The sequence below is a fragment of the Serratia sp. JSRIV001 genome, from assembly GCF_019968745.1.
In the GTDB taxonomy this organism is placed as follows: domain Bacteria; phylum Pseudomonadota; class Gammaproteobacteria; order Enterobacterales; family Enterobacteriaceae; genus Chania; species Chania fonticola_B.
In genome coordinates, this window is the sequence record NZ_CP074147.1 from 5,695,882 (window position 1) to 5,720,552 (window position 24,671).

General features: G+C 54.5%; 27 protein-coding genes. 15 read left to right on the top strand and 12 right to left on the bottom strand.

Going from position 1 to position 24,671, the window contains the following annotated elements; translation table 11 throughout:
• Positions 1-122 precede the first annotated feature (122 nt).
• The 5 genes from ftsN (at position 123) to rraA (ending at position 4,643) form a co-directional block, all read left to right on the top strand.
• A complete protein-coding gene (ftsN, locus tag KGP17_RS26425; RefSeq protein WP_115159611.1) occupies positions 123-1,058 on the top strand; it encodes a cell division protein FtsN in 936 nt (311 codons plus the stop codon).
• 102 nt (positions 1,059-1,160) lie between these two features.
• On the top strand, positions 1,161-1,691 hold the full coding sequence (hslV, locus tag KGP17_RS26430) for an ATP-dependent protease subunit HslV (protein WP_021807222.1): 531 nt from the start codon (positions 1,161-1,163) through the stop codon (positions 1,689-1,691).
• Between the two features lie 12 nt (positions 1,692-1,703).
• Positions 1,704-3,038 carry an HslU--HslV peptidase ATPase subunit gene (gene hslU / locus KGP17_RS26435; protein WP_223498612.1) on the top strand — a complete coding sequence of 445 codons (1,335 nt, stop codon included), beginning with the start codon at positions 1,704-1,706 and terminating at the stop codon, positions 3,036-3,038.
• A gap of 97 nt (positions 3,039-3,135) precedes the next feature.
• A complete protein-coding gene (locus tag KGP17_RS26440; RefSeq protein ID WP_024482877.1) occupies positions 3,136-4,053 on the top strand; it encodes a 1,4-dihydroxy-2-naphthoate polyprenyltransferase in 918 nt (305 codons plus the stop codon).
• Between the two features lie 104 nt (positions 4,054-4,157).
• Positions 4,158-4,643, top strand: coding sequence for a ribonuclease E activity regulator RraA (rraA, locus tag KGP17_RS26445; protein WP_021181888.1), 486 nt, complete (start codon positions 4,158-4,160; stop codon positions 4,641-4,643).
• A gap of 54 nt (positions 4,644-4,697) precedes the next feature.
• Here the strand turns inward: rraA and zapB are convergent, their stop codons facing one another.
• Entirely contained in the window at positions 4,698-4,937 is a 240-nt protein-coding gene (zapB, locus tag KGP17_RS26450) for a septal ring assembly protein ZapB (protein ID WP_021181887.1), read from the bottom strand.
• A gap of 521 nt (positions 4,938-5,458) precedes the next feature.
• Between zapB and KGP17_RS26455 the strand changes: the two genes are divergently transcribed.
• From KGP17_RS26455 to glpX, 3 genes are all read left to right on the top strand, one after another.
• Positions 5,459-6,304, top strand: a complete 846-nt coding sequence (locus tag KGP17_RS26455) for an MIP/aquaporin family protein (RefSeq protein WP_021807225.1) — start codon at positions 5,459-5,461, stop codon at positions 6,302-6,304.
• 43 nt (positions 6,305-6,347) lie between these two features.
• Positions 6,348-7,856 (top strand): glycerol kinase GlpK, encoded by a 1,509-nt coding sequence (gene glpK, locus KGP17_RS26460; RefSeq protein WP_021181885.1) that lies wholly within the window; start codon positions 6,348-6,350, stop codon positions 7,854-7,856.
• Between the two features lie 121 nt (positions 7,857-7,977).
• Entirely contained in the window at positions 7,978-8,988 is a 1,011-nt protein-coding gene (gene glpX, locus KGP17_RS26465) for a class II fructose-bisphosphatase (RefSeq protein WP_223498613.1), read from the top strand.
• 32 nt (positions 8,989-9,020) lie between these two features.
• Here glpX and emrD read toward each other — a convergent pair whose 3' ends face one another.
• A complete protein-coding gene (emrD, locus tag KGP17_RS26470; RefSeq protein WP_021807226.1) occupies positions 9,021-10,205 on the bottom strand; it encodes a multidrug efflux MFS transporter EmrD in 1,185 nt (394 codons plus the stop codon).
• A 308-nt stretch (positions 10,206-10,513) separates the two neighbouring features.
• On the opposite strand from emrD, the gene KGP17_RS26475 reads away from it, so the two are divergent.
• On the top strand, positions 10,514-11,137 hold the full coding sequence (locus KGP17_RS26475) for a metalloregulator ArsR/SmtB family transcription factor (RefSeq protein WP_021807227.1): 624 nt from the start codon (positions 10,514-10,516) through the stop codon (positions 11,135-11,137).
• 4 nt (positions 11,138-11,141) lie between these two features.
• Positions 11,142-11,888: a ferredoxin--NADP(+) reductase gene (gene fpr / locus KGP17_RS26480; RefSeq protein WP_021807228.1), complete on the top strand. Its 747-nt coding sequence runs from the start codon at positions 11,142-11,144 to the stop codon at positions 11,886-11,888.
• A 1-nt stretch (position 11,889) separates the two neighbouring features.
• Here fpr and KGP17_RS26485 read toward each other — a convergent pair whose 3' ends face one another.
• Positions 11,890-12,309: a DUF805 domain-containing protein gene (locus KGP17_RS26485; protein WP_021807229.1), complete on the bottom strand. Its 420-nt coding sequence runs from the start codon at positions 12,307-12,309 to the stop codon at positions 11,890-11,892.
• A gap of 195 nt (positions 12,310-12,504) precedes the next feature.
• Here KGP17_RS26485 and KGP17_RS26490 point away from each other — a divergent pair, with 195 nt between their 5' ends.
• Complete coding sequence (locus tag KGP17_RS26490) at positions 12,505-13,092, top strand: DUF1454 family protein (RefSeq protein ID WP_209529740.1); 588 nt, start codon at positions 12,505-12,507, stop codon at positions 13,090-13,092.
• A 127-nt stretch (positions 13,093-13,219) separates the two neighbouring features.
• Positions 13,220-13,987, top strand: coding sequence for a triose-phosphate isomerase (gene tpiA, locus KGP17_RS26495; RefSeq protein WP_021181878.1), 768 nt, complete (start codon positions 13,220-13,222; stop codon positions 13,985-13,987).
• A gap of 65 nt (positions 13,988-14,052) precedes the next feature.
• Here the strand turns inward: tpiA and KGP17_RS26500 are convergent, their stop codons facing one another.
• The 4 genes from KGP17_RS26500 to cpxP all read right to left on the bottom strand — a co-directional run bounded on the left by KGP17_RS26500 (position 14,053) and on the right by cpxP (position 18,148).
• Positions 14,053-15,042 carry a sulfate ABC transporter substrate-binding protein gene (locus KGP17_RS26500; protein WP_021807231.1) on the bottom strand — a complete coding sequence of 330 codons (990 nt, stop codon included), beginning with the start codon at positions 15,040-15,042 and terminating at the stop codon, positions 14,053-14,055.
• A gap of 179 nt (positions 15,043-15,221) precedes the next feature.
• Positions 15,222-16,184 carry a 6-phosphofructokinase gene (gene pfkA, locus KGP17_RS26505; protein WP_223498614.1) on the bottom strand — a complete coding sequence of 321 codons (963 nt, stop codon included), beginning with the start codon at positions 16,182-16,184 and terminating at the stop codon, positions 15,222-15,224.
• 233 nt (positions 16,185-16,417) lie between these two features.
• Entirely contained in the window at positions 16,418-17,320 is a 903-nt protein-coding gene (gene fieF / locus KGP17_RS26510; protein WP_021807232.1) for a CDF family cation-efflux transporter FieF, read from the bottom strand.
• 333 nt (positions 17,321-17,653) lie between these two features.
• Positions 17,654-18,148 carry a cell-envelope stress modulator CpxP gene (gene cpxP, locus KGP17_RS26515; protein ID WP_021181874.1) on the bottom strand — a complete coding sequence of 165 codons (495 nt, stop codon included), beginning with the start codon at positions 18,146-18,148 and terminating at the stop codon, positions 17,654-17,656.
• Between the two features lie 149 nt (positions 18,149-18,297).
• On the opposite strand from cpxP, the gene cpxR reads away from it, so the two are divergent.
• From cpxR to trmL, 3 genes are read left to right on the top strand one after another with little or no spacing between them, the layout of a single operon-like run.
• The gene (gene cpxR / locus KGP17_RS26520; protein ID WP_021181873.1) at positions 18,298-18,996 is read left to right on the top strand and encodes an envelope stress response regulator transcription factor CpxR; all 699 of its coding nucleotides are present in this window, start codon (positions 18,298-18,300) and stop codon (positions 18,994-18,996) included.
• Positions 18,993-20,363, top strand: coding sequence for an envelope stress sensor histidine kinase CpxA (gene cpxA, locus KGP17_RS26525; RefSeq protein WP_021181872.1), 1,371 nt, complete (start codon positions 18,993-18,995; stop codon positions 20,361-20,363). The genes cpxR and cpxA overlap by 4 nt, the downstream gene beginning before the upstream one ends.
• A 57-nt stretch (positions 20,364-20,420) precedes the next feature.
• Positions 20,421-20,894 (top strand): tRNA (uridine(34)/cytosine(34)/5-carboxymethylaminomethyluridine(34)-2'-O)-methyltransferase TrmL, encoded by a 474-nt coding sequence (trmL, locus tag KGP17_RS26530; protein ID WP_223498615.1) that lies wholly within the window; start codon positions 20,421-20,423, stop codon positions 20,892-20,894.
• Between the two features lie 68 nt (positions 20,895-20,962).
• On the opposite strand, the gene KGP17_RS26535 is transcribed toward trmL, so the two are convergent.
• The 5 genes from KGP17_RS26535 to cysE all read right to left on the bottom strand — a co-directional run bounded on the left by KGP17_RS26535 (position 20,963) and on the right by cysE (position 24,662).
• A complete protein-coding gene (locus tag KGP17_RS26535; RefSeq protein WP_223498616.1) occupies positions 20,963-21,418 on the bottom strand; it encodes a GNAT family N-acetyltransferase in 456 nt (151 codons plus the stop codon).
• A gap of 99 nt (positions 21,419-21,517) precedes the next feature.
• Entirely contained in the window at positions 21,518-23,023 is a 1,506-nt protein-coding gene (locus KGP17_RS26540) for a PLP-dependent aminotransferase family protein (protein WP_223498617.1), read from the bottom strand.
• A gap of 40 nt (positions 23,024-23,063) precedes the next feature.
• Positions 23,064-23,345: a helix-turn-helix transcriptional regulator gene (locus KGP17_RS26545; RefSeq protein WP_024482898.1), complete on the bottom strand. Its 282-nt coding sequence runs from the start codon at positions 23,343-23,345 to the stop codon at positions 23,064-23,066.
• Complete coding sequence (locus tag KGP17_RS26550; protein ID WP_024482899.1) at positions 23,332-23,655, bottom strand: type II toxin-antitoxin system RelE/ParE family toxin; 324 nt, start codon at positions 23,653-23,655, stop codon at positions 23,332-23,334. The genes KGP17_RS26545 and KGP17_RS26550 overlap by 14 nt, the downstream gene beginning before the upstream one ends.
• A gap of 185 nt (positions 23,656-23,840) precedes the next feature.
• Positions 23,841-24,662, bottom strand: a complete 822-nt coding sequence (gene cysE / locus KGP17_RS26555; RefSeq protein WP_021181867.1) for a serine O-acetyltransferase — start codon at positions 24,660-24,662, stop codon at positions 23,841-23,843.
• Positions 24,663-24,671 lie beyond the last annotated feature (9 nt).

The window sequence follows — 24,671 nt, forward strand, 5'->3', positions numbered from 1 at the left end:
CATTTTGCCAGAACCGCTCCCCGGAGCCTGCCTACACCTACAGGGCAGTAAGCTGATGCAAAATGGCCGATAAAATAGCTAGAGGATAGGTTTTAACCTCATCACGACACAGCGGAATTATAGTGGCACAGAGAGACTATGTAGGCCGCGGGCGCTCAGGAGCAGCGCGGCGCAAGACCCCCAGCCGTAAAAAACGCAGTTCTCCAAAGGTATCCAAAACCGTGGTGGCGCTTGCCGTCGCCATTCTGGTTGTCTTTATCGGTGGTCTTTATTTCATTACCCACAACAAACCGGATGAAACGCCGATGTTGCCTACGCATGGCACACGCCCGGGCAACGGTCTGCCACCGAAGCCGGAAGAGCGTTGGCGTTACATCAAAGAGCTGGAGAACCGCCAGATCGGCGTCAAGACACCTACCGAGCCAACCGCCGGGGGAGAGGTCAACTCCAAAACGCAGTTGACCGACGAACAGCGCCAATTGCTGGAGCAGATGCAGGCCGATATGCAGCAGCGCCCAACGCAACTGTCTGAGGTGCCTTACAACGATCCTTCACAGCTGCGTAACGGTGGGCAACAGCCGGTACAGCAGCAAATAGCGCCACCGGTACAGCAACAGCAGACCACTCAGCCTCGCAACCCGTTCAACAACGGCGCAGCACCCGTGCAGCAGCAACCGGTACAGCAGCACCAACAGCAAGTGCAGCAGCCGAAGCCGCAGGTACAGCAACCAAAACCACAGGCCGTGACTCCGCAAGTGCAGACCCGTCAGCCAGAAGTGAAACAAGAAGTAAAAACGGAAGCGGCCAAGCCGGAAACCAAACCGGAGTCGAAGCAGAAGTGGATGGTGCAATGTGGTTCGTTCCGCGCAGCCGATCAGGCCGAGTCGGTACGGGCACAGCTGGCGTTTGAAGGGGTTGAAAGCCGGGTCACCGCAGGCGGTGGCTGGAATCGTGTGATGCTCGGCCCATACAGCAGCCGCGCCGCCGCAGACAAAACCCTGTCGCGCCTGAAAGGCATTGGCATGTCAAGTTGCATTCCCCTCTCCGTCGGGGGTTGAAAAGCGTCAATCTCCCCCCATCTATAGTCTCAATATGCCTCGTAGTCTCTGCCAACGCAGAGGCTGCGGGGACTTCTTTCCGTCCGCAACGAGGGTCTGCTCGTGACAACAATTGTAAGCGTACGCCGCAACGGCCAGGTAGTGATCGGTGGCGATGGCCAGGCCACACTGGGCAACACGGTAATGAAGGGCAACGTCAAAAAAGTCCGTCGCCTGTATAACGATAAAGTGATTGCCGGTTTCGCCGGGGGTACCGCTGATGCTTTCACCCTGTTCGAACTGTTCGAGCGTAAGCTGGAAATGCACCAGGGCCATCTGGTAAAAGCGGCCGTTGAGCTGGCCAAAGACTGGCGTACCGACCGCATGCTGCGCAAGCTGGAAGCCCTGCTGGCGGTAGCCGATGAGAATGCCTCGCTGATCATCACCGGTAACGGTGACGTGATCCAGCCTGAAAATGATTTGATTGCGATCGGTTCTGGTGGCCCTTATGCCCAGTCTGCCGCTCGTGCGCTGTTGGAAAATACCGAATTAAGCGCCCGCGAGATCGTGGATAAATCCCTCAACATCGCCGGTGACATCTGTATTTACACCAACCATTTCCACACCATTGAAGAATTGCCTTCCAAAGCGTAAGGATCGAATACCATGTCTGAAATGACCCCGCGCGAGATCGTCAGCGAACTGGACAGCTACATCATTGGCCAAAACAAAGCCAAACGTGCCGTCGCCATTGCCCTGCGCAACCGCTGGCGCCGGATGCAGCTCAACGAGATGCTGCGTCACGAAGTGACCCCAAAAAACATTCTGATGATCGGCCCAACTGGCGTCGGTAAAACCGAGATCGCCCGCCGTCTGGCCAAACTGGCAAACGCTCCCTTCATCAAGGTAGAAGCCACCAAGTTCACCGAAGTGGGCTATGTGGGTAAGGAAGTGGACTCTATCATCCGCGATCTGACCGATGCCGCCGTGAAAATGGTGCGTCTGCAATCGATCGAGAAAAACCGCACCCGTGCGGAAGAGATGGCAGAAGAACGCATTCTCGACGTGCTGATCCCGCCGGCCAAAAACAACTGGGGCCAGGCCGAAGAGCAGCAAGAACCCTCTGCCGCTCGCCAGGCATTCCGCAAGAAACTGCGTGAAGGTCAGTTAGACGATAAAGAAATCGAAATCGATCTGGCTGCGGCCCCGATGGGCGTGGAAATCATGGCTCCTCCGGGCATGGAAGAAATGACCAATCAACTGCAATCGATGTTCCAGAACCTCGGTGGGCAGAAGCAGAAACCGCGTAAAGTGAAGATCAAGGAAGCCTTCAAGCTGCTGATCGAAGAAGAAGCAGCCAAGCTGGTAAACCCGGAAGAGCTGAAAGAGCAGGCGGTGGAAGCCGTTGAGCAGCACGGTATCGTGTTTATCGATGAGATCGACAAAATCTGTAAGCGCAGTGGCCAGAGCTCCGGCCCAGACGTGTCCCGCGAGGGCGTCCAGCGCGACCTGCTACCGCTGGTGGAAGGCTGTACGGTATCGACCAAGCACGGCATGGTGAAAACCGATCACATTCTGTTTATCGCCTCCGGTGCATTCCAGACTGCCAGCCCTTCCGACCTGATCCCGGAACTGCAAGGCCGTCTGCCAATCCGCGTTGAGCTACAAGCGCTGACCACGGAAGATTTTGAACGTATCCTGACCGAGCCAAGCGCGTCGCTTACCGAGCAGTACAAAGCGTTGATGGCTACCGAAGGCGTCACCATCGATTTCACCGCTGACGGTATCCGCCGCATCGCTGAAGCCGCCTGGCAGGTTAACGAAAGCACCGAAAACATCGGCGCACGTCGTTTGCACACCGTGCTGGAGCGTCTGATGGAAGATATTTCGTACGATGCGAGTGAAATTGGCGGCCAATCCATTACAATTGACGCCGAATACGTGCGCAATCATCTGGATGAACTGGTAGCGGATGAAGATCTGAGTCGTTATATCCTATAATCGCTCTATCACTGTCCTGTCAGTTATCTTTGTGGGAGGCATTGCCTCCCACATTTATTTTTAACGGACACCGTCTTTTGACTTACTGAAGCGAAATATGAGCTCATCAACCACCACCACCCCGGCCAGAGCCTGGCTGGAAAGTTTACGACCACGAACCCTGCCATTGGCCTTTGCCTCCATCGTTGTCGGTTCCGCGATCGCCGCCTGGCAGGGCAGCCTGAAGCCCGGCGTGGCGCTGTTGGCTCTGCTGACCGCAGGTCTGCTGCAGATCCTCTCCAACCTGGCCAACGATTACGGTGATGCGGTAAAAGGCAGCGATAAAGAAGACCGTATCGGTCCGTTGCGCGGCATGCAAAAGGGCATGATCACCCAAAGCCAGATGAAACGGGCCTTGATGCTGACGGTAGTGCTGATCGCCATTTCCGGTTGCTGGCTAATCGCCGTCGCCTGTGAAAAACCCAGCGATGTGGTGGGCTTCCTGGTGCTGGGCGGGCTAGCGATTATCGCAGCCATTACCTACACCGTGGGCACCAAACCTTACGGTTATCTGGGGCTGGGCGATATTTCGGTATTGGTGTTTTTCGGCTGGCTCAGCGTGGCAGGCACTTACTATCTACAGACTCACACTTTCGATAGCGTCGTAATGTTGCCAGCCACCGCCTGTGGTCTGCTCGCAGCGGCGGTGTTGAACATCAATAATCTGCGCGATATCGAAAGTGACCGCGCTAACGGCAAAAATACCCTGGCCGTCCGCCTTGGCCCACAGAATGCGCGCTATTACCACGCAACGCTGCTGATTGCCGCCGTGGTCTGCTTTGCCCTGTTTACCCTGCTTAACCTGCACAGCCTATGGGGCTGGCTGTTTGTGCTGGCCATCCCGTTTCTGTATCGCCACGGAATGCGTGTCTTACGTGACCCTACGGCCGTCGGCATGCGTCCAATGCTGGAACATATGGTCAAGGCCGCGTTGCTCGCCAACGTGCTGTTTGCGATTGGCGTGGTGCTCAGTTAGTTGAGACTTGCGTAGCAGAACGCATTCTGGCACTGATGATTTTGCCAACGGGGCGAATAAAGGGATATACTGGTTATTCCAGCGGCAAACAGACGTAAAATCCTATGAAATACGATACTTCCGAACTTTGCGATATCTATCAGGAAGAGGTCAACGTAGTTGAGCCTCTGTTCTCCAACTTTGGCGGACGTACTTCATTTGGCGGGCAAATCACTACGGTGAAATGCTTCGAGGATAACGGCCTGCTGTTTGAACTGCTCGAAGAAAACGGCCGTGGCCGCGTGTTAGTGATCGACGGCGGCGGCTCGGTACGCCGTGCCCTGATCGACGCGGAGCTGGCCCGTCTGGCGACTCAGAACGAATGGGAAGGCATCGTGGTTTACGGTGCGGTGCGCCAGGTGGACGATCTGGAAGAACTGGACATCGGCATTCAGGCGATGGCAGCAATCCCGGTAGGAGCCACCAGCGAAGCGATAGGCGAAAGTGATATCCGCGTTAATTTTGGCGGTGTGACCTTCTTCTCTGGCGATCATCTGTATGCCGACAACACCGGCATCATCCTTTCTGAAGATCCGCTCGATATCGAGTAACCGCAGAAAATGACAAAGGGCGCCTGAGGCGCCCTTTTCGTTGGAGCTAATGGATCAGACTTCTTCCATTTTACCCAGCAATGCGCGCAGGCGATCTTGCCACACGTGCTGCTCTTCTTTCAGCTGCTGGTTTTCACGCACCAGTGACTCGTGGTTACCCGCAGCACTCTGGACTTCCTGAGACAGGGAATTGTTTTTCTCTTTCAGCTCTTCAATTTCCATCTGCAACAGCGTGATGGTATCGATCGCCTGCTGAACTTTTGCTTCCAGTTTTTCAAATACTTCAAATGACATTCTTCAGTCCCCTCATGATAGCAAGGCGTACATCCATAAGTAGCGCCGCAACCTTAGCTGCAGCGACTGCGAATATGCTCGCGTAACCAACAGGCCCAACGCCTGTTTCGATAAAACCTTTCCCGCAATAAAAACGATTGTAAGTAGCCAGCCCCCCAGTGTCTAGCAACATACCGACCCAACGCGCACTCTGTTGCAATTTTCCTACCCTGGCTATCGGTCAAAGCTGAAAGTCACCGCTGCCAAACGGCAGGGTTGTTAACAAATAGAGACAAAATAACTGGTCAGATCACCGTTTTATGGTGCAGAAAGAACACCGAACAACGCGAATTCGCTCAATTTTATGACGAAGTACACACATTTTGATTTCGCTATTTCTCGTTTATGCTCGTTAACGATAAATTTACATCACATCCTCAACCGATAAGAGGACGTGAAGAAAAACTCTGTAGCTCAAGGCCACAACGCCAACGCGCCAAGCCTAGATAACCTATAACCGTCGTCTGCAGGACAATAATATTATGAGCCAAACCATCAGTCCGACCTTAAAAGGCCAGTGCATCGCTGAATTCCTCGGCACCGGTCTGTTGATATTCTTTGGCGTAGGCTGTGTGGCAGCGCTGAAACTGGCAGGTGCCAGCTTCGGCCAATGGGAAATCAGCATCATTTGGGGCCTGGGGGTGGCGATGGCCATCTATCTGACCGCCGCCATTTCCGGTGCTCACCTGAACCCGGCCGTCACGCTCGCGCTGTGGCTGTTCGCCTGCTTTGATGGACGCAAAGTACTCCCTTACATCGTTGCGCAGATTGCGGGTGCCTTTTGCGCAGCAGCACTGGTCTACGGGCTGTATTACAGTCTGTTCTTTGATTTTGAAGCCGCCCACCAGATGGTGCGTGGCAGCAACGAAAGCCTCGAATTGGCCGGCATTTTCTCGACGTATCCCAATGCACATATCTCCGTTGGCCAGGCCTTCCTGGTAGAAACCGTGATCACCGCCATCCTGATGTGCCTGATCCTGGCACTGACAGACGACGGCAACGGCATTCCACGCGGCCCGCTGGCACCGCTGTTGATCGGTATTCTGATTGCCGTCATCGGTGCCTCTATGGGACCATTAACCGGCTTTGCACTGAACCCGGCGCGTGACTTTGGCCCGAAAGTGTTCGCCTACCTAGCGGGTTGGGGCAACGTGGCCTTCACCGGCGCTCGCGACATCCCTTACTTCCTGGTGCCTATCTTCGGCCCTATCGTCGGTGCAGGTTTGGGTGCCTTTGGTTATCGCGCGCTGATCGGTCGCCATCTGCCTTGTGACGTTTGCTTCGAGGAAGAGCAACCCGCCACTAAACCAGAACAACGTAAAGCGTGATTGGCACGGCTTTAAACGGTTAACCACAGTAGGACTCAAAATTATGACAACCGAAAAAAAATACATTGTCGCCCTCGACCAGGGAACCACCAGTTCACGTGCCGTAGTGCTCGATCACGATGCCAATATTGTTGCGGTTTCACAGCGTGAATTTACGCAGATCTACCCGAAGGCCGGCTGGGTAGAGCACGACCCGATGGAAATCTGGTCCTCACAAAGTTCCACCTTGGTCGAAGTGCTGGCCAAGGCCGATATCAGTTCGGACCAAATCGCCGGGATCGGCATTACCAACCAGCGTGAAACCACCATCGTCTGGGAAAAAGAGACCGGGAAGCCGATTTATAACGCGATCGTCTGGCAGTGTCGTCGCACCGCCGACATCTGTGAAAAACTCAAGCGTGATGGCCTGGAAGAGTATATCCGCCACAATACCGGCCTGGTGGTTGACCCTTACTTCTCCGGCACCAAGGTCAAATGGATCCTCGACCACGTCGAAGGCGCGCGCGAACGTGCCAAGCGCGGTGAACTGCTGTTTGGTACCGTCGACACCTGGCTGGTGTGGAAGATGACCCAAGGGCGGGTTCACGTGACCGACTACACCAACGCCTCACGTACCATGATGTTCAACATCCATGAGCTGGACTGGGACGATCGTATGCTGGAGGCGCTGGATATCCCACGCGCCATGCTGCCAGCAGTCCGCCCTTCTTCCGAAGTGTATGGCCAGACCAACATCGGGGGTAAAGGCGGGACGCGTATTCCTATCGCCGGGATCGCCGGTGACCAGCAGGCGGCGCTGTATGGCCAACTCTGCGTCCAGCCGGGTATGGCGAAAAACACCTACGGCACCGGCTGCTTCCTGTTGATGAATACCGGCAAAGAGGCAGTACGCTCCAGCCACGGCCTGCTGACTACCATCGCCTGCGGCCCACGCGGGGAAGTGAACTATGCGCTGGAAGGTGCGGTGTTTATTGGTGGGGCCTCTATCCAGTGGCTGCGCGACGAGCTGAAACTGATCAGCGATGCCGCAGACTCCGAATACTTCGCCACCAAGGTCAAAGACAGCAATGGCGTCTACGTGGTACCCGCCTTTACCGGCCTGGGTGCCCCCTACTGGGACCCGTATGCCCGTGGCGCCATCTTCGGCCTGACCCGCGGCGTCAACAGCAACCACATCATCCGCGCCACGCTGGAGTCTATCGCCTACCAGACCCGCGACGTGCTGGATGCTATGCAGGCCGATGCCAATACCCGTCTGCAATCGCTGCGTGTGGACGGTGGTGCGGTAGCCAACAACTTCCTGATGCAGTTCCAGTCCGATATCCTCGGCACCCGTGTCGAACGTCCTGAAGTGCGTGAAGTGACGGCGTTGGGCGCGGCCTATCTGGCCGGGCTGGCGATTGGCTACTGGAGCGATCTGGATGAGGTGAAGAGCAAAGCCAACATCGAGCGTGAATTCCGTCCGGGTATCGAAACTACCGAGCGTAATTTCCGTTACAGCGGCTGGAAAAAGGCCGTGGCTCGTGCACAAGCCTGGGAAGATCACGACTGATTCGTTTTACCCTGCAACAGCGCTGCCTTCGGGCAGCGTTTTTATTGCCTCGCCCTGCCAGCTCCCCCCTGTGGTAAACTTTGCCGATATTTTCTTCCCTTTTCTCACTGACAGGTTTGCCATGAAACGTGAATTAGCCATCGAATTTTCCCGCGTTACCGAAGCCGCCGCACTTGCGGGTTATAAATGGTTGGGGCGTGGTGACAAAAACGCCGCCGACGGTGCCGCCGTCAATGCCATGCGCATTATGCTCAACAGAGTGGATATCGATGGCCGGATCGTGATCGGTGAAGGTGAGATTGATGAAGCCCCGATGCTGTATATCGGCGAAAACGTCGGCACCGGGCTGGGCGATGCGGTGGATATCGCCGTCGATCCCATCGAAGGTACGCGCATGACCGCAATGGGGCAATCCAATGCGCTGGCTGTCCTGGCGGTAGGCGATCGCGGCACCTTCCTGCACGCTCCTGATATGTACATGGAAAAACTGGTCGTCGGCCCACAGGCGCGTGGGGTGATCGATCTCAACTTGCCGCTAGCCACCAACCTGAACAACGTCGCTGCCTGCCTGGGTAAACCACTGACGGAGCTGACGGTGATCACGTTGGCTAAACCGCGCCACGATGCGGTGATCGCAGAAATGCAGCAGCTCGGGGTGAAGGTTTTCGCTATTCCCGACGGTGATGTCGCCGCCTCGATCCTGACCTGTATGCCGGAAAGCGAAGTGGATGTGATGTACGGCATCGGTGGCGCACCGGAAGGCGTGATCTCCGCTGCGGTGATCCGTGCGTTGGATGGCGATATGCAAGCCCGCCTGCTAGCTCGCCATCAGGTCAAAGGGGATAACGAAGATAATCGCCGTATCGGCGAGCAGGAGCTGGCCCGCTGTAAAGAAATGGGCATCGAAGCCGGTAAGGTGTTGGTGCTGGATGAAATGGCGCGCAACGATAACGTGATCTTTGCCGCAACCGGCATCACCAAGGGCGATCTGCTGGAAGGCATCACCCGCAAAGGCAATATGGCCACCACCGAAACCCTGTTAATCCGGGGCAAATCGCGCACGATTCGCCGCATCCGTTCGACCCACTATCTGGATCGCAAAGACGCAGCACTGCACGAATTCCTGCTTTAACGCCTAGGGGCGCAGAGCGCGCCCCGTCTCTATCAGGCGGTATGTCCCTGATGCTGCATTCGGCTCGATAGCGGCCACCAGCACAGCAAAATCAACAACGCCATGGCAAACATCAGCAAGCCAAGGCTGAACTGCCCGGTTTGCGGCAGCATGGCCGACAGCCATGTCGCCAGTCCAGACCCCATATTCTGCATGCCGCCCACCAGGGCACCCGCCGCCCCGGCCAGATAAGGGAACGGCTCCATCGCACCGGTGGTCGCCAAGGGGAATAGCATCCCGGCACCGAAGAAGAACAACGCCGCAGGCACGATCAGCGTCCAGATATTCATCACCCCGAACCAACCAGGGATCCACATCATCAGCCCGGCCAACAGGCAACTGATCACCGAATGCCACATCAGACTGTGGAAGGATTTGCCGTCACGCCCGGCATACCAGGCACCAAAGAACGCCGCCGGGATCGGCAAGATAAACAGGATACTGACGGTCAAACCGCTCAGGCCCAACACTCCGCCCATCAACACGCCACAGCTGGCTTCAAAGACGGCGATACCGGCCAGAGCACCGATCAACATCACCAGATAGCAGCTGAAGGTGCCGTCCGCCAGCAGTTGGCGGAAGCTGGAAAGCATACGGCGTTTTTCCGTTTGCTGCGGCCGGGTTTCCGGCAACCAGCGGAACATGGCAAACGCTACACCGGCGCACAACACCAGCAGGAAGCCATAACAAGCCCGCCAGCCAAACATCATCGCCAATCCCCCGCCAATCACAGGAGCCAACAGCGGGCTGACCAGAATGCCCATATTCAGCAGGCTATTGGCATAACGTAGGGAAGTGCCTGCATACAGATCGCGCGGCATGGTTCTGGCCATCACGCCCGCCACGCCGGTGCCCATACCCTGAACCGCGCTGGCGGCTACCAACATCGATAGGCTGTTGGCCAGCAAAGCGCCCAAGGCACCAAGTAGGAAAATCATCATGCCAGCCAGGATCACCGGGCGGCGGCCAATGCGATCGGAAAGCGGTCCGTAGATCAGCTGCGAGAAGCCGTAGGTCAGCAGATAAGCCGCCATAACGCGCTGCACGGAGCCGGAAGGCACCGAGAGATCGCGGGCAATATCGGCGATGATGGGGACATAAATGGTTTGCGCCATCTGACCGACGGCAACCAGCAGGATCAGCATCACCAGCAGGTGGAAGTTCTCAACTTTTCTCATTATCTTCATTAACTTATTCAGTCTTGCGACACTCAACCCCGCCTAATATCCCAGGGGGAACCACAGAGCAGCTTCTCAGCGACGCATAAGCTAACAAATCTGATTTTTTTAGCGAGTTTCGGGCAAATATAGATCGCCGTCACACTGGCACCTATCGCTACCAGTCTCGTAAATCAAACTGTACGTATCTGTTGTCATAACGGGAAAGAGTTAAAAATGATAAACTTGCATCAGATTAGCTTTAACACTTAATCGATAATTATTTCCATCAACTTGAAATAAGATACCGCCACAGGGATTTGGGTTTTATGAAAACACCAGAGCTGATTTTATTGCAGTTAAAAACCTTGGGTCCTCATTCTGCCAAAATGCTGGCAGAGCGGCTGGAAATCACGCCGATGGGGATCCGCCAGCATCTGCAATCCCTTGAACAACGTGAGCTGGTTTGCTACGAGGAAACGCGCGCCAAAGTAGGCCGCCCGACGCGTTACTGGTCTTTGACCCAACAGGGCCATGCCCAGTTTGCCGACGGACACGATCGGCTTTCGGCGATCCTGCTGGAGTCTGCACATGAGCTGTTCGGTGCCGAAGGTATAGAAAAGCTGATCCGGGCGCGCGAGGATAAACTCTATCACCGGTACGCCGATGAGCTGGCAGAGGAAGAAGACCATCTCAGCAAGCTCAACCGCCTGGTTAACCTGCGCCAGCGTGACGGCTATATGGCGGAACTGTTGGAAAGCCCGCAGGGCATGTTGCTGGTGGAAAACCACTGTCCGATCGGCGTGGCGGCCCATACTTGCAGCAACCTGTGCAACTCCGAACTGCAGCTGTTCCATCGCCTGTTTGGTAAAGGCTACCGGATAGAACGTACCGCGCATGCCATCTCCGGCTCACGACATTGTGCTTATTTGATCCGACCACGGGAGCGTTAAAAGTATGGCTGAATGGGTTAATGGCAAAGTGACAGGGGTACAACATTGGACCGATGGCTTGTTCAGCATCACCGTCAATGCCCCGATCGACAGTTTCACCGCCGGGCAGTTTGCCAAGCTGTCACTAGAAATAGGCGGCGAGCGCGTTCAGCGCGCCTATTCTTACGTTAATGCCCCCAGCGATCCCAACCTGGAGTTTTATCTGGTCACAGTGCCGGAAGGAAAACTCAGCCCAAGCCTCCATCAGTTGCAGCCCGGAGCGGAAGTGATGGTCACCAAAGAAGCCGCCGGATTCTTTGTGCTCGAAGAAGTGCCAGACTGCGACACCTTATGGATGCTGGCGACCGGCACCGCCATCGGCCCTTATCTGTCGATCCTGCAAGAAGGCAAAGATCTGGATCGCTTCAACAACCTGGTACTGGTGCACGCCGCACGATTTGCCCGCGATCTCAGCTACCTGCCGCTGATGCAGCAGCTGCAACAGCGTTTTAACGGCAAACTGCGCATTCAAACCGTGGTCAGCCGCGAAGAGGTGGCTGGCTCATTGACCGGGCGCGTTCCGGCTCTGCTGGAGGATGGGCGGCTGGAAGCGGCAGTTGGTTTGACCCTGGATGCCGAAACCAGCCATGTGATGCTGTGCGGCAACCCGCAGATGGTGCGAGATACCCAGCAAACGCTGAAAGAGAAGTACCAGATGCGCAAACATCTGCGCCGCAAGCCGGGCCATATCACCAGCGAGCATTACTGGTAGTTCAGCGGAATTTTACCGGTTCGGCCTCTGGCCCGAATCGGTTATCCCCTGGGGTGCCCAGAAAAGCCCCCAGATCGATCGCCATCATCACCACAATCAGCGTCGGAATAAAACGCCCCACGCCCCACTGCCAGACCGGTGCCAACATCTGCCAGTTACCGGCTGCCAATATCCACGCCAGGATCAACAGCAACGCCCACCAGCCCTTTTTATTGCGATCGTGCAGGCGCTTGACCAGCACCGCCGCCGTTGGCCACAGCAGCGCCACAATGCAAAAGGCGATGGTCTGGATCGCTACCACATCGTAGTTGGCCAGCGTGAAAGCCACCGCCATCAGCACTACCCAGACAACCATCCAGATCCAGAAGTCGCGCCGCCCGATACGGCCCTTAAAGGAAAAACACCATTGCTGTAAGCTCATCGATTCATGCACTCTTGGCCTGCCCATATTCTGCGCCGCAGTGTAACATAGGCCATACCGGGTTGAGCTAGCCCCGGAAAAACGCAGACCATCGCACCGCCTTGCGTCAGCAAACGACAATCACGCGGAATTTTTGACAATTCGCCCAGGTTATCGTTTTAATCGGAGTCATCTTTGTTACCGATGCCGTATACCATGCTGAAAAAAATCATCGTTATAGCCTGCCTGTGCTCCCCCATCGGCAGTGCTTGGGCCGATCCACCGGATACGCCTACCGAAGCCCCGGCGAACGCCCCCTACTTGCTGGCTGGCGCGCCCACCTTCGATCTGACGGTGGTGCAATTTCGCGAAAAATACAACCGCGACAACCCAACATTGCCGATTGGTGAATTCCGCGTAGTCCCCTCAAGAGAGGATGACTCTCCTTTGCTGACCCGCGCGGCCAGTAAGATTAACGAAAACCTGTACGCCTCTACCGCGCTGGAAAAGGGCACCGGTAAGATTAAAACCCTGCAAATTACCCATTTGCTGTTGCAGGATGGCGAAGAAAAAGCGGCCAAAGCCATCGCAGTGAACTACATGGCAGCCCTGAGCCGCCAGTTTGAACCGACACTCACCGTGGAAGAAAGCATCATCAAGGTGAACAACCTGCTGGAAAAAGGCAAAGGCTCCTACTTCTACCAACAACAGGTCGGGGCAATACGCTATGTGGTAGCAGATAACGGCGATAAGGGGGTAACCTTCGCCGTTGAACCGATTAAGCTAACGCTATCTGAACCCTGATACCCCAGCAATTAATGACAAAAAGCAAAGCCTTTGCACTGATTCATCTCTATACTGTTGGGCAGGTAAACTGCCTGTCCGGCAGTTGTCATTTAGACTCTCGCGTCCCCTTTTTGGAGGAAAACACATGCGTCATCCATTAGTAATGGGTAACTGGAAGCTTAACGGCAGCGTTCACATGGTTAACGAACTGATCGCCGCCTTGCGTAAAGAACTGAGCAGCGTTGACGGTTGTGGCGTTGCCATCGCACCTCCAGTCATGTATCTGGATCTGGCCAAGCACGCACTGGGTGGCAGCCGCATCGCTCTGGGCGCACAGAACGTCGACATCAACCTGTCTGGCGCCTTCACCGGTGAAGTTTCTGCCACCATGCTCAAAGACGTCGGTGCTGAATACATCATCATCGGCCACTCAGAGCGCCGTACCTATCACAAAGAAACCGACGCAGCGATCGCCGAGAAATTTGCCGTGCTGAAAGCCGCTGGCCTGATCCCAGTGCTGTGCATCGGTGAAACCGAAGCAGAAAACGAAGCGGGTAAAACCGAAGAAGTTTGTGCGCGCCAGATCGACGCCGTGCTGAAAACCCAGGGCGCTGAAGCGTTCAAAGGCACCGTCATCGCTTATGAGCCAGTGTGGGCTATCGGTACCGGTAAATCTGCCACCCCAGCGCAAGCTCAGGCAGTACACAAATTTATCCGTGACCATATTGCCAAGCAAGACGCTGCAGTCGCTGCCGAAGTGATCATCCAGTACGGCGGTTCCGTGAACGATAAGAACGCTGCAGAGCTGTTTGCTCAGCCAGACATCGACGGCGCGCTGGTTGGCGGCGCATCACTGAAAGCTGACGCTTTCGCCGTGATCGTCAAAGCCGCTGCCCTGGCGAAAAAAGCCTGATTTTATCCGGCCTGAAATGACAAAACCCCGGTTTCCCGGGGTTTTTTATGGCTCAAAATTGGCGATCAGCGCTTGCTGATTTCGTCAAAAATCCCGCCGGTGGCAAAGTGCACCTTCTGCGCTTCAGTCCAGCCGCCAAAAGTATCATCCACGGTGAACAGTTTCAGTTTTGGAAACTGCTCGGCGAATTTGGCTGCAACGGCTGCATCACGTGGACGGTAGTAGTTGTTGGCCGCAATGGTCTGGCCTTCCGGTGAATACAGATACTTCAGGTAAGCCGTAGCCACATCACGGGTGCCGCGCTTATCAACGACCTTATCCACCACCGATACCGTCGGTTCAGCCAGAATGGATTCGCTCGGGGTGATGATTTCAAACTTGTCTTTACCCAGCTCTTTCTCTGCCAGCAAAGCTTCGTTTTCCCAGGCGATCAGCACATCACCGATGCCGCGCTCAACGAAGGTATTGGTTGCGCCACGTGCACCGGAATCCAACACTTCCACATTTCGGTACAGCTGTTTGACGAACTCCTGAGCCTTGGCTTTATCGCCACCGTTCTTGTGCAGAGCATAACCCCAGGCAGCCAGATAGTTCCAACGGGCACCGCCAGAGGTTTTCGGGTTCGGTGTAATAACCGACACGCCAGGCTTCACCAGGTCAGCCCAATCATGGATCTGTTTTGGATTATCCTTACGCACCAGGAAAACGATGGTCGAGGTGTAAGGTGCCGAGTTGTCTGGCAGGCGCTTGATCCACGCTTTATCAATACGACCACGCTCGGCAATCGCGTCCACGTCGTATGCCAACGCTAGCGTGACCACATCCGCTTCGATGCCGTTAATCACCGAGGTCGCCTGCTTGCCGGAACCGCCGTGTGACTGACGCACGGTAACCTTATCGCCGGTCTGCTGCTGCCAATACTTACCAAACGCCGTGTTATATTCCTGGTAGAACTCACGCGTAGGATCGTATGAGACGTTCAGCAGTTGAATATCTTTCGCCATAGCACCCGATGCCAACAGCAGTAAAGTCAGACCCACACCCCATTTTTGCATTGCCGTTCCCCCAGAAAATGACGCAACCTCAAGCGGTTGATTTAGCATCAAAGCCTGCCAGAAACTTCCCTCACAATTAAAGAATAAAAAATGTTGTACTAGACCATTCTGGAATATAGCGGCTACCGATAAAAAAAAGCCCCCAACAAAGGAGGCTATTTCGCGGCGTTCAAGCTGGATTAGTACAGCTTTTTCGCCGTTTCCAACCAGTCACCCTTGAACGGACGCTTCATGTTTTCGATCGCGTCAACGATGTCGTGGTGCACCATCTTCTCGTTCTGGATCCCTACGCAGCGGCCACCGTAACCTTGCAGCAGCAGGTCGATGGAGTACGCGCCCATGCGGGAAGCCAGAATACGGTCGTAAGCAACCGGTGAACCACCACGCTGGATGTGGCCCAATACGGTAGCACGGGTTTCACGCTTGGTTTCCTGCTCGATATGGCGTGCCAGTTCGTCGATATCACAGATATGCTCGGTGATCGCCACGATGGCATGCTTTTTACCTTTGGCGATACCGGCTTTGATTTCGTCAACCAGATCGTCACGGCTGAATTCGATTTCCGGCAGAACGATAAATTCACAACCACCGGCAATGGCTGCCGCCAGGGTCAGGTCGCCACAGTAACGCCCCATCACTTCCACGATAGAGATACGTTGGTGTGATGAAGAGGTATCGCGCAGGCGGTCAATGGCTTCTACCACGGTTTCCAACGCGGTGAAGTAACCGATGGTGTAGTCGGTGCCTGCAACGTCGTTATCGATGGTGCCAGGCAAACCGATGCAAGGGAAACCCTCTTCGGTCAGGCGCTTCGCCCCCATGTAGGAGCCGTCACCACCGATGACCACCAGCGCATCAATGCCGCGGTTTTTCAGGTTTTCAATCGCCTTGGCGCGCACGCTGTCATCCCTGAACTCTGGAAAACGCGCAGAACCCAGGAAGGTGCCGCCGCGGTTGATCATATCAGACACGCTATAGCGGTCTAATTTCTCCATACGATCTTCGTACAAACCAAGGTAGCCATCGTAAATACCAAATACTTCCAGACCTTCTGTGAGCGCGGCACGCACAACGCCACGAATGGCAGCGTTCATACCTGGGGCGTCACCGCCACTCGTCAGTACACCGATTTTCTTGATCATGACTACCTCTGAACTGTAGATGCAATTTCTTAAGAATTCTGTATTCGCCGACTCACCGGGTATCTCTCCAACGGCGCAAAACCAGCTTTACGGCTTTTATTGCTGGATATTATAACAAAAACACCCAGCTGAATTGATTCAGGTCACGCAACATCAAGGAAAAAACTTCACATGGCACGGCGTGCTAACACCGTGTTTTCTCAATCCACCCAACATTGACCTATGTCAGTTGATTATAGTTCCCAATGCCCCTGTCGGCCCTGAGGAACAACAGAACAGGGATCTTGGTGAATAATCACGTCGGCTCCGGGGAAACGATGCAACAATGCCTGCTCCACCTGTTCTGCCAGAATATGCGCCTGCATCAACGGCAGGGTGTCTTCCATTTCCAGATGCAACTGGATAAACCGCGTTGGCCCAGACTGCCGCGTACGCAGATCGTGGGCACCTTTGATACCCGGCCAAGACGATACCACATCGATAATTGCCTGACGCTCTTCATCCGGCAAGGCGCGATCCAGCAGGGACTGCACCGCCTCGTACCCCATACGCAGCGCGCTATAGAGAATATAAACCCCAATGCCCAGGGCAAACAGCGCGTCCGCACGGTGAAATCCGTACCAGCTTAGCCCAAGTGCTATCAAAATAGCACCATTCATCATCACATCTGACTGATAATGCAGCATATCGGCCCGTACCGCCTGGCTGCGCGTTTTTCTGACTACCCAACGTTGATAGGTCACCAGGATGAAAGTGCTAATCAACGCAATGATAGTTACAGCTACCCCTATGCCCGGCGAATTCAGGGGCTGCGGGGAATACAGATGCTGGAAGCCGGTCAAGAACAGGAACAGGGCAGAACCGGAGATAAACATGCTTTGCGCCAGCGCCGCCAGCGACTCGGCCTTGCCATGGCCAAAGGTGTGCTCTTCATCAGCCGGCTGCAACGAGTAGCGTACCACCAGCAGGTTGGTTAACGATGCGGCAATATCCATCAACGAATCCACTAAAGCCGCCAACAGGCTGACCGACCCGGTGAGATACCAGGCAACAATCTTGATCAACAGTAGAATGGAAGCCATTCCGGTGGCGGCTAAAGCAGCGGACTGTACCAGCCGCGCGTATTGCTGTTCCATAAAAAACCCCAACTAACGTTTATGGGCTTCAGTATAACGGAATGCCGGGTAAAAAAAGTCCCGCCATCATGACGGGATGCGTGTCAGCTAAGCAAAAAAATCTGGCAAAACGTGCAGTAATGTCGCTCTCCCTAGATAAGTATTCATAAGGTATCCAGGTTTGAAGGCGCGTCCACATACTGTCCACACTCAACGGTTTTTGAAAATCCGCGCCTTCCAGAAAATAGCTAAAAAATTGTTTTTTAAGTAAATTTATTTAATAGGAATAAAAAAAACCCCCTCATCATGAGGGGGAAGACAGGGATGGTGTCTATGGCAAGGAAAAACAGGGGATTACTCGGTCATACTCAACTTCTGGGCAGAAGTTTGCTGCAAACCAGAAATCTGTTGCTTCATCAGCTGCACACGCTGCTGATGCTTCTGGTCTAAAACACTTTTTTGCTCTGGCGTCAGCAGGTTATACATTTGGTTGCGTACCCGGGCCATTTCGACCTGGCGCTTAACCTGTTCCTGAGCCATCTTTTCCGCCTGGGCCTGCACGGCGGCTTCATCAAATTTATCTGCGGTGACCAGCTTATGCATGGTTTCCACTTCATCTACATTAACACCAGGCAGATCGTAACGGGCCTGGCGCATTAAATCGCGCATTTGCTGGCGTTGCTGTTCGGTCAAGCGAACGCCGTCGAACATGTGATTCTGGCCAAGCGCTCTCAACAGTGCATCATTAGCAGGAGGTTGGACAGTTTCCGGTGTAGTATCAGCAGCAAAGGCAGCGGTAGAACCAAATGCCAAAATTGATGCCATAACTACTGCGGTCACCTTAACCATTTTTACTCCTCGAGCTTTCTCACTTTGCGAATCAACGAGGAGCAGTGTATCGCTGCACCTGCAAACATGCGTCAGGGCATGTAAAACTACGTAAAGTCATGGAATAGCAACAGTTGATGACGTATTTTGCGTCAGGAGGTAAATCACATATGCACAAAATTCTGTTAGTTGACGACGACCGCGAGCTCACCTCGCTACTGAAAGAACTGCTTGAAATGGAAGGCTTTAACATCGTCGTGGCTCACGACGGTGAACAGGCGTTGTCGTTACTGGACAGCTCCATCGATCTGCTGTTGCTCGATATCATGATGCCGAAGAAAAACGGTATCGATACGCTGAAAGAATTGCGTCAGCACCACCAGACTCCGGTGATCATGCTCACCGCTCGCGGCAGCGAATTGGACCGGGTACTTGGCCTGGAACTCGGTGCGGACGACTATCTGGCAAAACCCTTTAACGATCGCGAACTGGTTGCGCGCATCCGGGCCATTCTGCGCCGTTCCAACTGGAGCGAACAGCAACAGAATGTGGATACCAGCGCACCTACGCTGGACGTTGACGGCCTGCAGCTGAACCCCGGCCGCCAGGAAGCCAGCTTCGACGGGCAGGTGCTGGATCTGACGGGCACCGAATTTACCCTGTTATATCTGCTGGCACAGCATCTCGGCCAGGTAGTATCCCGTGAACTCCTCAGCCAGGAAGTGCTGGGCAAACGCCTGACGCCGTTCGATCGCGCCATTGATATGCATATCTCCAACCTGCGGCGCAAACTGCCGGACCGCAAAGATGGGCATCCTTGGTTCAAAACCCTGCGCGGACGGGGCTACTTGATGGTATCTGCAGCATGATCAACAGCTTGACGGCACGCATCTTCGCCATTTTCTGGTTCACATTGGCCTTGGTGCTGATGTTGGTGTTGATGGTGCCCAAACTCGACTCCCGCCAAATGACCACGCTACTGGAAAGTGAACAGCGGCAGGGGTTGATGCTGGAACAGCATGTCGAAGCCGAACTGCAAAACGATCCGGCCAACGATCTGATGTGGTGGCGCCGCCTGTTCCGCGCCATCGAAAAATGGGCACCGCCGGGCCAGCGCCTGTTGTTGGTGACCAGCGAAGGGCGGGTGATCGGCGCGCAGCGCAACGAAATGCAGATCGTGCGCAACTTTATCGGCCAGTCGGACAACTCCGACCAACCGCAAAAGAAAAAATATGGCCGCGTCGAGCTGGTTGGCCCGTTCTCGGTGCGCGATGGTGAAGACAACTACCAGTTGTACCTGATCCGCCCGGCCAGCAGCTCGCAGTCCGATTTTATCAACCTGATGTTCGACCGGCCGCTGCTGCTGCTGATCGTCACCATGCTGATCAGTGCCCCACTGTTGCTGTGGCTGGCCTGGAGTCTTGCCAAACCGGCGCGTAAGTTGAAAAATGCCGCCGATGATGTAGCCCGTGGCAACCTTAAGCAACACCCTGAGCTGGAAGCCGGGCCGCAGGAGTTTCTTGCCACCGGGGCCAGTTTCAACCAGATGATCAGCGCGCTCGAAAGGATGATGACGGCCCAGCAACGGCTGATCTCCGATATCTCCCACGAATTGCGCACCCCGTTAACGCGTCTACAGCTGGCAACCGCCCTGATGCGCCGCCGCCACGGTGAAGGCCATGAGCTGGCGCGTATCGAAACCGAAGCCCAACGCCTGGATTCGATGATTAACGATCTGCTGTTGCTATCCCGTGGCCAACAGAAGAGCGAGCTGGTGCGCGAACTGCTGAAGGCCAACGAACTGTGGGCCGACGTACTGGACAACGCCAGTTTCGAAGCCGAACAGATGGGCAAACAGCTGGAGGTCACCTCCCCTCCAGGCCCATGGACGATTTACGGCAACGCAGGTGCCCTGGACAGTGCGCTGGAGAATATCGTGCGTAATGCCCTGCGTTATTCCAATACGCGCATCGCGGTGGCATTCAGCGCCGATAATCAGGGGATCACCATCGTGGTGGACGATGATGGCCCTGGCGTCAGCCCGGAAGATCGTGAACAGATTTTCCGGCCATTCTATCGCACCGATGAAGCACGCGATCGCCAATCCGGCGGCACCGGGCTGGGTTTGGCCATCGTTGAATCCGCCGTCAATCAGCATCGCGGCTGGGTGAAAGCGGAAGACAGCCCGCTAGGTGGCCTGCGTCTGGTGTTGTGGTTGCCGCTGCATCAGCGTTAATCGCCAGCACCCAAAGATTTTGCTATTCTGCGCCCCTCGTCATGAGGGGCTTTTTACATGCTGAATATCGTTTTATTTGAACCTGAAATTCCGCCGAACACCGGCAACATCATTCGCCTGTGTGCCAACACCGGTTTCCAACTGCATCTGATCGAACCTATGGGCTTCCCGTGGGACGACAAACGCCTGCGCCGTGCCGGGTTGGATTATCATGAATTTGCCTGCATCAAGCGCCATGCCGACTATGCCGCCTTCCTCGCCAGCGAAAATCCACAGCGGCTGTTTGCCCTGACCACCAAAGGCACACCAGCGCATAGCGCAGTCAGCTATCAGGCTGGGGATTTTCTGCTGTTTGGCCCGGAAACCCGTGGCCTGCCCGCCAGCATTCTGGATGCCTTGCCCGCACAGCAGAAGATCCGTATTCCCATGCAGGCCCAAAGCCGCAGCATGAATCTGTCCAATGCAGTCTCGGTGGTGGTTTACGAAGCCTGGCGCCAACTGGGTTATGCGGGCGCACTGCTTAAAGAGTAATCTCTATTGGGCGATCGCCTGCCAGCCAGGCGACGGTTAAACCCCGTCGCCTTATTTTTAACGCCGTACTATTTTTTACTATAAATAATAAATGAGGTTCTTTGGCCAATTTTATCGTATAGCGAACGGGCAGAAGAATTGAACTCCTGGGTCATCCAGTAAACGCGGCTTGACTCTCTCACTTCCGCCTGTTGATAAGCTTCATTAAATAAGCTCTCCGCCACGTTTTTTCCCCGCGCGCTTTTATCAACGAACAGATCTTCAATATAACAATAGTTTTTATCGCTCCACGTCGAGGCGTGATAAACCAAATGCATAAAGCCGAGGAGCTGCCCCTGATCGTTAACGGCGACCAGGCCGACCAAATCCTGTTTTTGGCACAGGCGGATAAAGGTTTTTTTGGTGATTTCGGCGCTGACATCGGCACGATAAAAGTGCAGATACTGCTGCCACAGATGTTCCCAACCCGCTCTATCTGAAGCGATTATTTCCCTGATGGTAACGCCATTTTTAGTCATCAACATAGTCCTACCCCTGCATGTTCAAAGTGGCGCAAGTATAGGCGATGCCATAGGGCGGGGTTAATGGACCAATCCACTATAGATACCGGACCATTTCAGCGGCTAATTATCGATCTCGTTTAAACAGCGCGTTAGCAACTGGGAAAACTGTTCGACGTTATAGGCTATCTCAATAGGGTCCAGCGCCGCGAAACCCAGCAGCCAGCCAGATAAGGGAATATCTGCAGTACAAAACTCGGCAACGCTTCTAAGCGTTAAATTATACTCAGAAGCGCGATGGGCAACAGCTTGCTCCAGCTGTTTACTTTCCACCAGGCAGAGTATTTGCAAGCCGCAGTTAGGCACTATAACCTTCACCTTTAAGCCGCAGTGCTTGTTGATCTCGTTAATAAACAGCGCCGCACGGGATGAATATATTTTCTTCATGGTCAGGACATGTTCTCGATAATGTCCCTGCATAATGAATTTTGCCAGCGTACGCTGAGCGATCCCCGAAACCTGGCTGTCCGTATTCGCCCGCGCGGTGGTCATGGGTTTTACCAGCGCTTCTGGCAGTACCATATAAGCCACATGCAGATCCGGGAACAGGGTTTTACTGAAGGTGCCCATATAAATGGTGCGCTGATGGGGGTCTAACCCCTGCAAACAGGCCGTCGCAATGCCTTGGTAGTGAAACTCGCTGTCATAATCATCTTCGATGATCCACATATCCCGTGTTTTAGCCGCCTCAATTAATGCCAACCGCCTGGCCAGCGAAAGTGCTCGCCCGGTAGGATATTGGTTAGAAGGGGTGACATAGACAAATTTGCCGTTAGCCTGAGAGCGAATGATTTCATCGGTACAGATCCCCTGCTCATCCACGGTAATCGGGATAGGCTTTAGCTGGGCCGCCCGCAAGGCCTTAATCGCACCGGTATACCCCGGATTTTCGATAAAGACGCTATCGCCAGCATCCGCCAGGACCTGCGCACATAAAGACAGCGATTGCTGCGTACTGCTCACAATCAGAATTCGATCGGCCTGCGCCTTCACGCCCCGCTCGGCCAGCAGGAAATCGCAAATCGCCTCCCGCAGGTGAATATTGCCCTGCAAGTTGCTGCCCGCCGAGATAGACAGCCCCTCTTCTTTGACGGTTTGCTGATATAGCCTGAGCCAGGTATGGATCGGAAAATTGCGGGTTTCAGGCATGCCGGGGCTAAATGCCCGCTGCTGGGGCAAGTTGCCTGATTCAGGCCTGGTATGCTGTGACGATCTCCGGCTCAATGTAACCTGGCCGCCGAAAGATGTAACTGAGTGCTCGCTAGTCAGGCCCAGCAAAGGTTGCTGTCTTTGGGCGACAAAGCTTCCCCGCCCCACCTCTCTGCAGACGTATCCCTCGGTTTCCAGCGCCGTATAACAGTTCTCAATGGTCCCTCGAGATAACTGCAGTGAGGCTGCCAACGCACGGCTGGCCGGTAAACGTTGGCCGGTGATGAACTCACCCTGCTGGATCATCGTCTTGAAAGCAGCAGCCAGCGCCGTAGTTAATGAAACTTCGGGGACTGTTTGCTTGGCGAGGTTTTTTTGCAGCAAGAGAGTCTGGAGCTGCTTTTCGGTCAGGCGGTTCAAGGCGCAGCTCCACGGAGAGAGAAAATAACGCTGTCGTTAATCAGAAGGAAATCGTCACATGATCAATACCGCAAGCTTTTGCATAGCGAGCAATGGTTTCAACGCTCGATTTCGTTACGTTGTTTTCCATTCTGCTGACTGTTGAAGCATTCACACCCATTGCCTTTGCGACTTGTGCACTAGTAAGTCCTGCGATATTTCGCCACTCTGCCAAGGTTGCCTGCAAACGCTCTTTGCGCATTTCATCCTCAATCGCAGCCTTAAACTCGCTGTTTTCCATCATCTCGGCCTGAACTTGCGAATGTGTTTTATACTTTGTCATTGATCATTTCCTCCAGTCGCTGCATGGCCAGATCTATCTCATTTCTTGGTGTTTTTGGCGTCTTTTTAATAAAAATTCTGAGCATAAAGATCCTCTCACCCTTCTGATAAACCCACATGCCACGTGCGATATCTTTGCCCATGGAACGGATCTCATAGAGTCCATTACCTAGGGGCTTTGTATCTGGTTCTCTCAGTTGTCGGGGATCACTTTCAAGCTTGCTGATAATCCGGGACAGTTTTGCCGCAACGGTCGGGGGCAACGCCTTCAATTCCTTTTCCGCTTCGTAGTGATAGATTACTGTAAACATCTTTCCATCCCTGTGTCTTTGCCACTATTGCACTATAATGCAACTTGCATTGTAGTGCAATTTTCATGTCTTTCTTCAGGGGGACACACAGGGATAAACCGGTATGTGATTTTGTTTCCACATGCCGGTTTACAAGGGGTTTAGTGGGTATTAGAGATAATTAGCAATAACGACTGAAAAGCTATTCAGATACCGTCGCCGTACTCAAACCCGTGATTGGCACCGTTGAAGTACTGGTCCATATCCATCGATGGCGTATCGCTCTCCGGGCGGCCAACAATACGTGCGGGCACGCCTGCGGCGGTAGTATGTGGTGGCACGGGCTGTAGCACCACGGAACCGGCACCGATCTTGGCCCCTTTGCCCACTTCGATATTGCCGAGGATTTTAGCCCCCGCACCAATCATCACGCCTTCGCGGATTTTAGGGTGGCGATCGCCGCTGGTTTTGCCTGTCCCGCCCAGGGTTACCGACTGCAGGATAGAGACGTTATTCTCCACCACGGCGGTTTCACCGATCACAATGCCGGTGGCGTGGTCGAGCATGATGCCGCAGCCGATGGTGGCCGCCGGATGAATATCCACCCCAAAGGCAACCGAGATTTGATTTTGCAGGTAGATCGCCAATGCCTGACGGCCCTGCATCCACAACCAATGGCCGATACGGTATGCCTGCAAGGCATGGAAACCTTTCAGGTATAGCAACGGCGTTGAATATTTATCTACTGCGGGGTCGCGCAGCCGCACCGCCAGAATATCGCGGGCCGCTGAGACGATCATTTGAGCGTCGGAACGATAGGCGTCTTCCACCACCTCACGCACGGCGATTGCCGGCATGATCGGATTAGCCAGTTTGTTCGCCAGAATGTAGCTGAGCGCACTGCCCAGATTTTCATGCTTGAGCAAGGTCGCGTGGAAAAAGCTAGCCAGCATCGGTTCACAATCTGCCAGTGCTCTCGCCTCTGATTTAATGCTGCTCCAGACCTGTTCTAACTCTTCTGACGACATCGCTTCCTC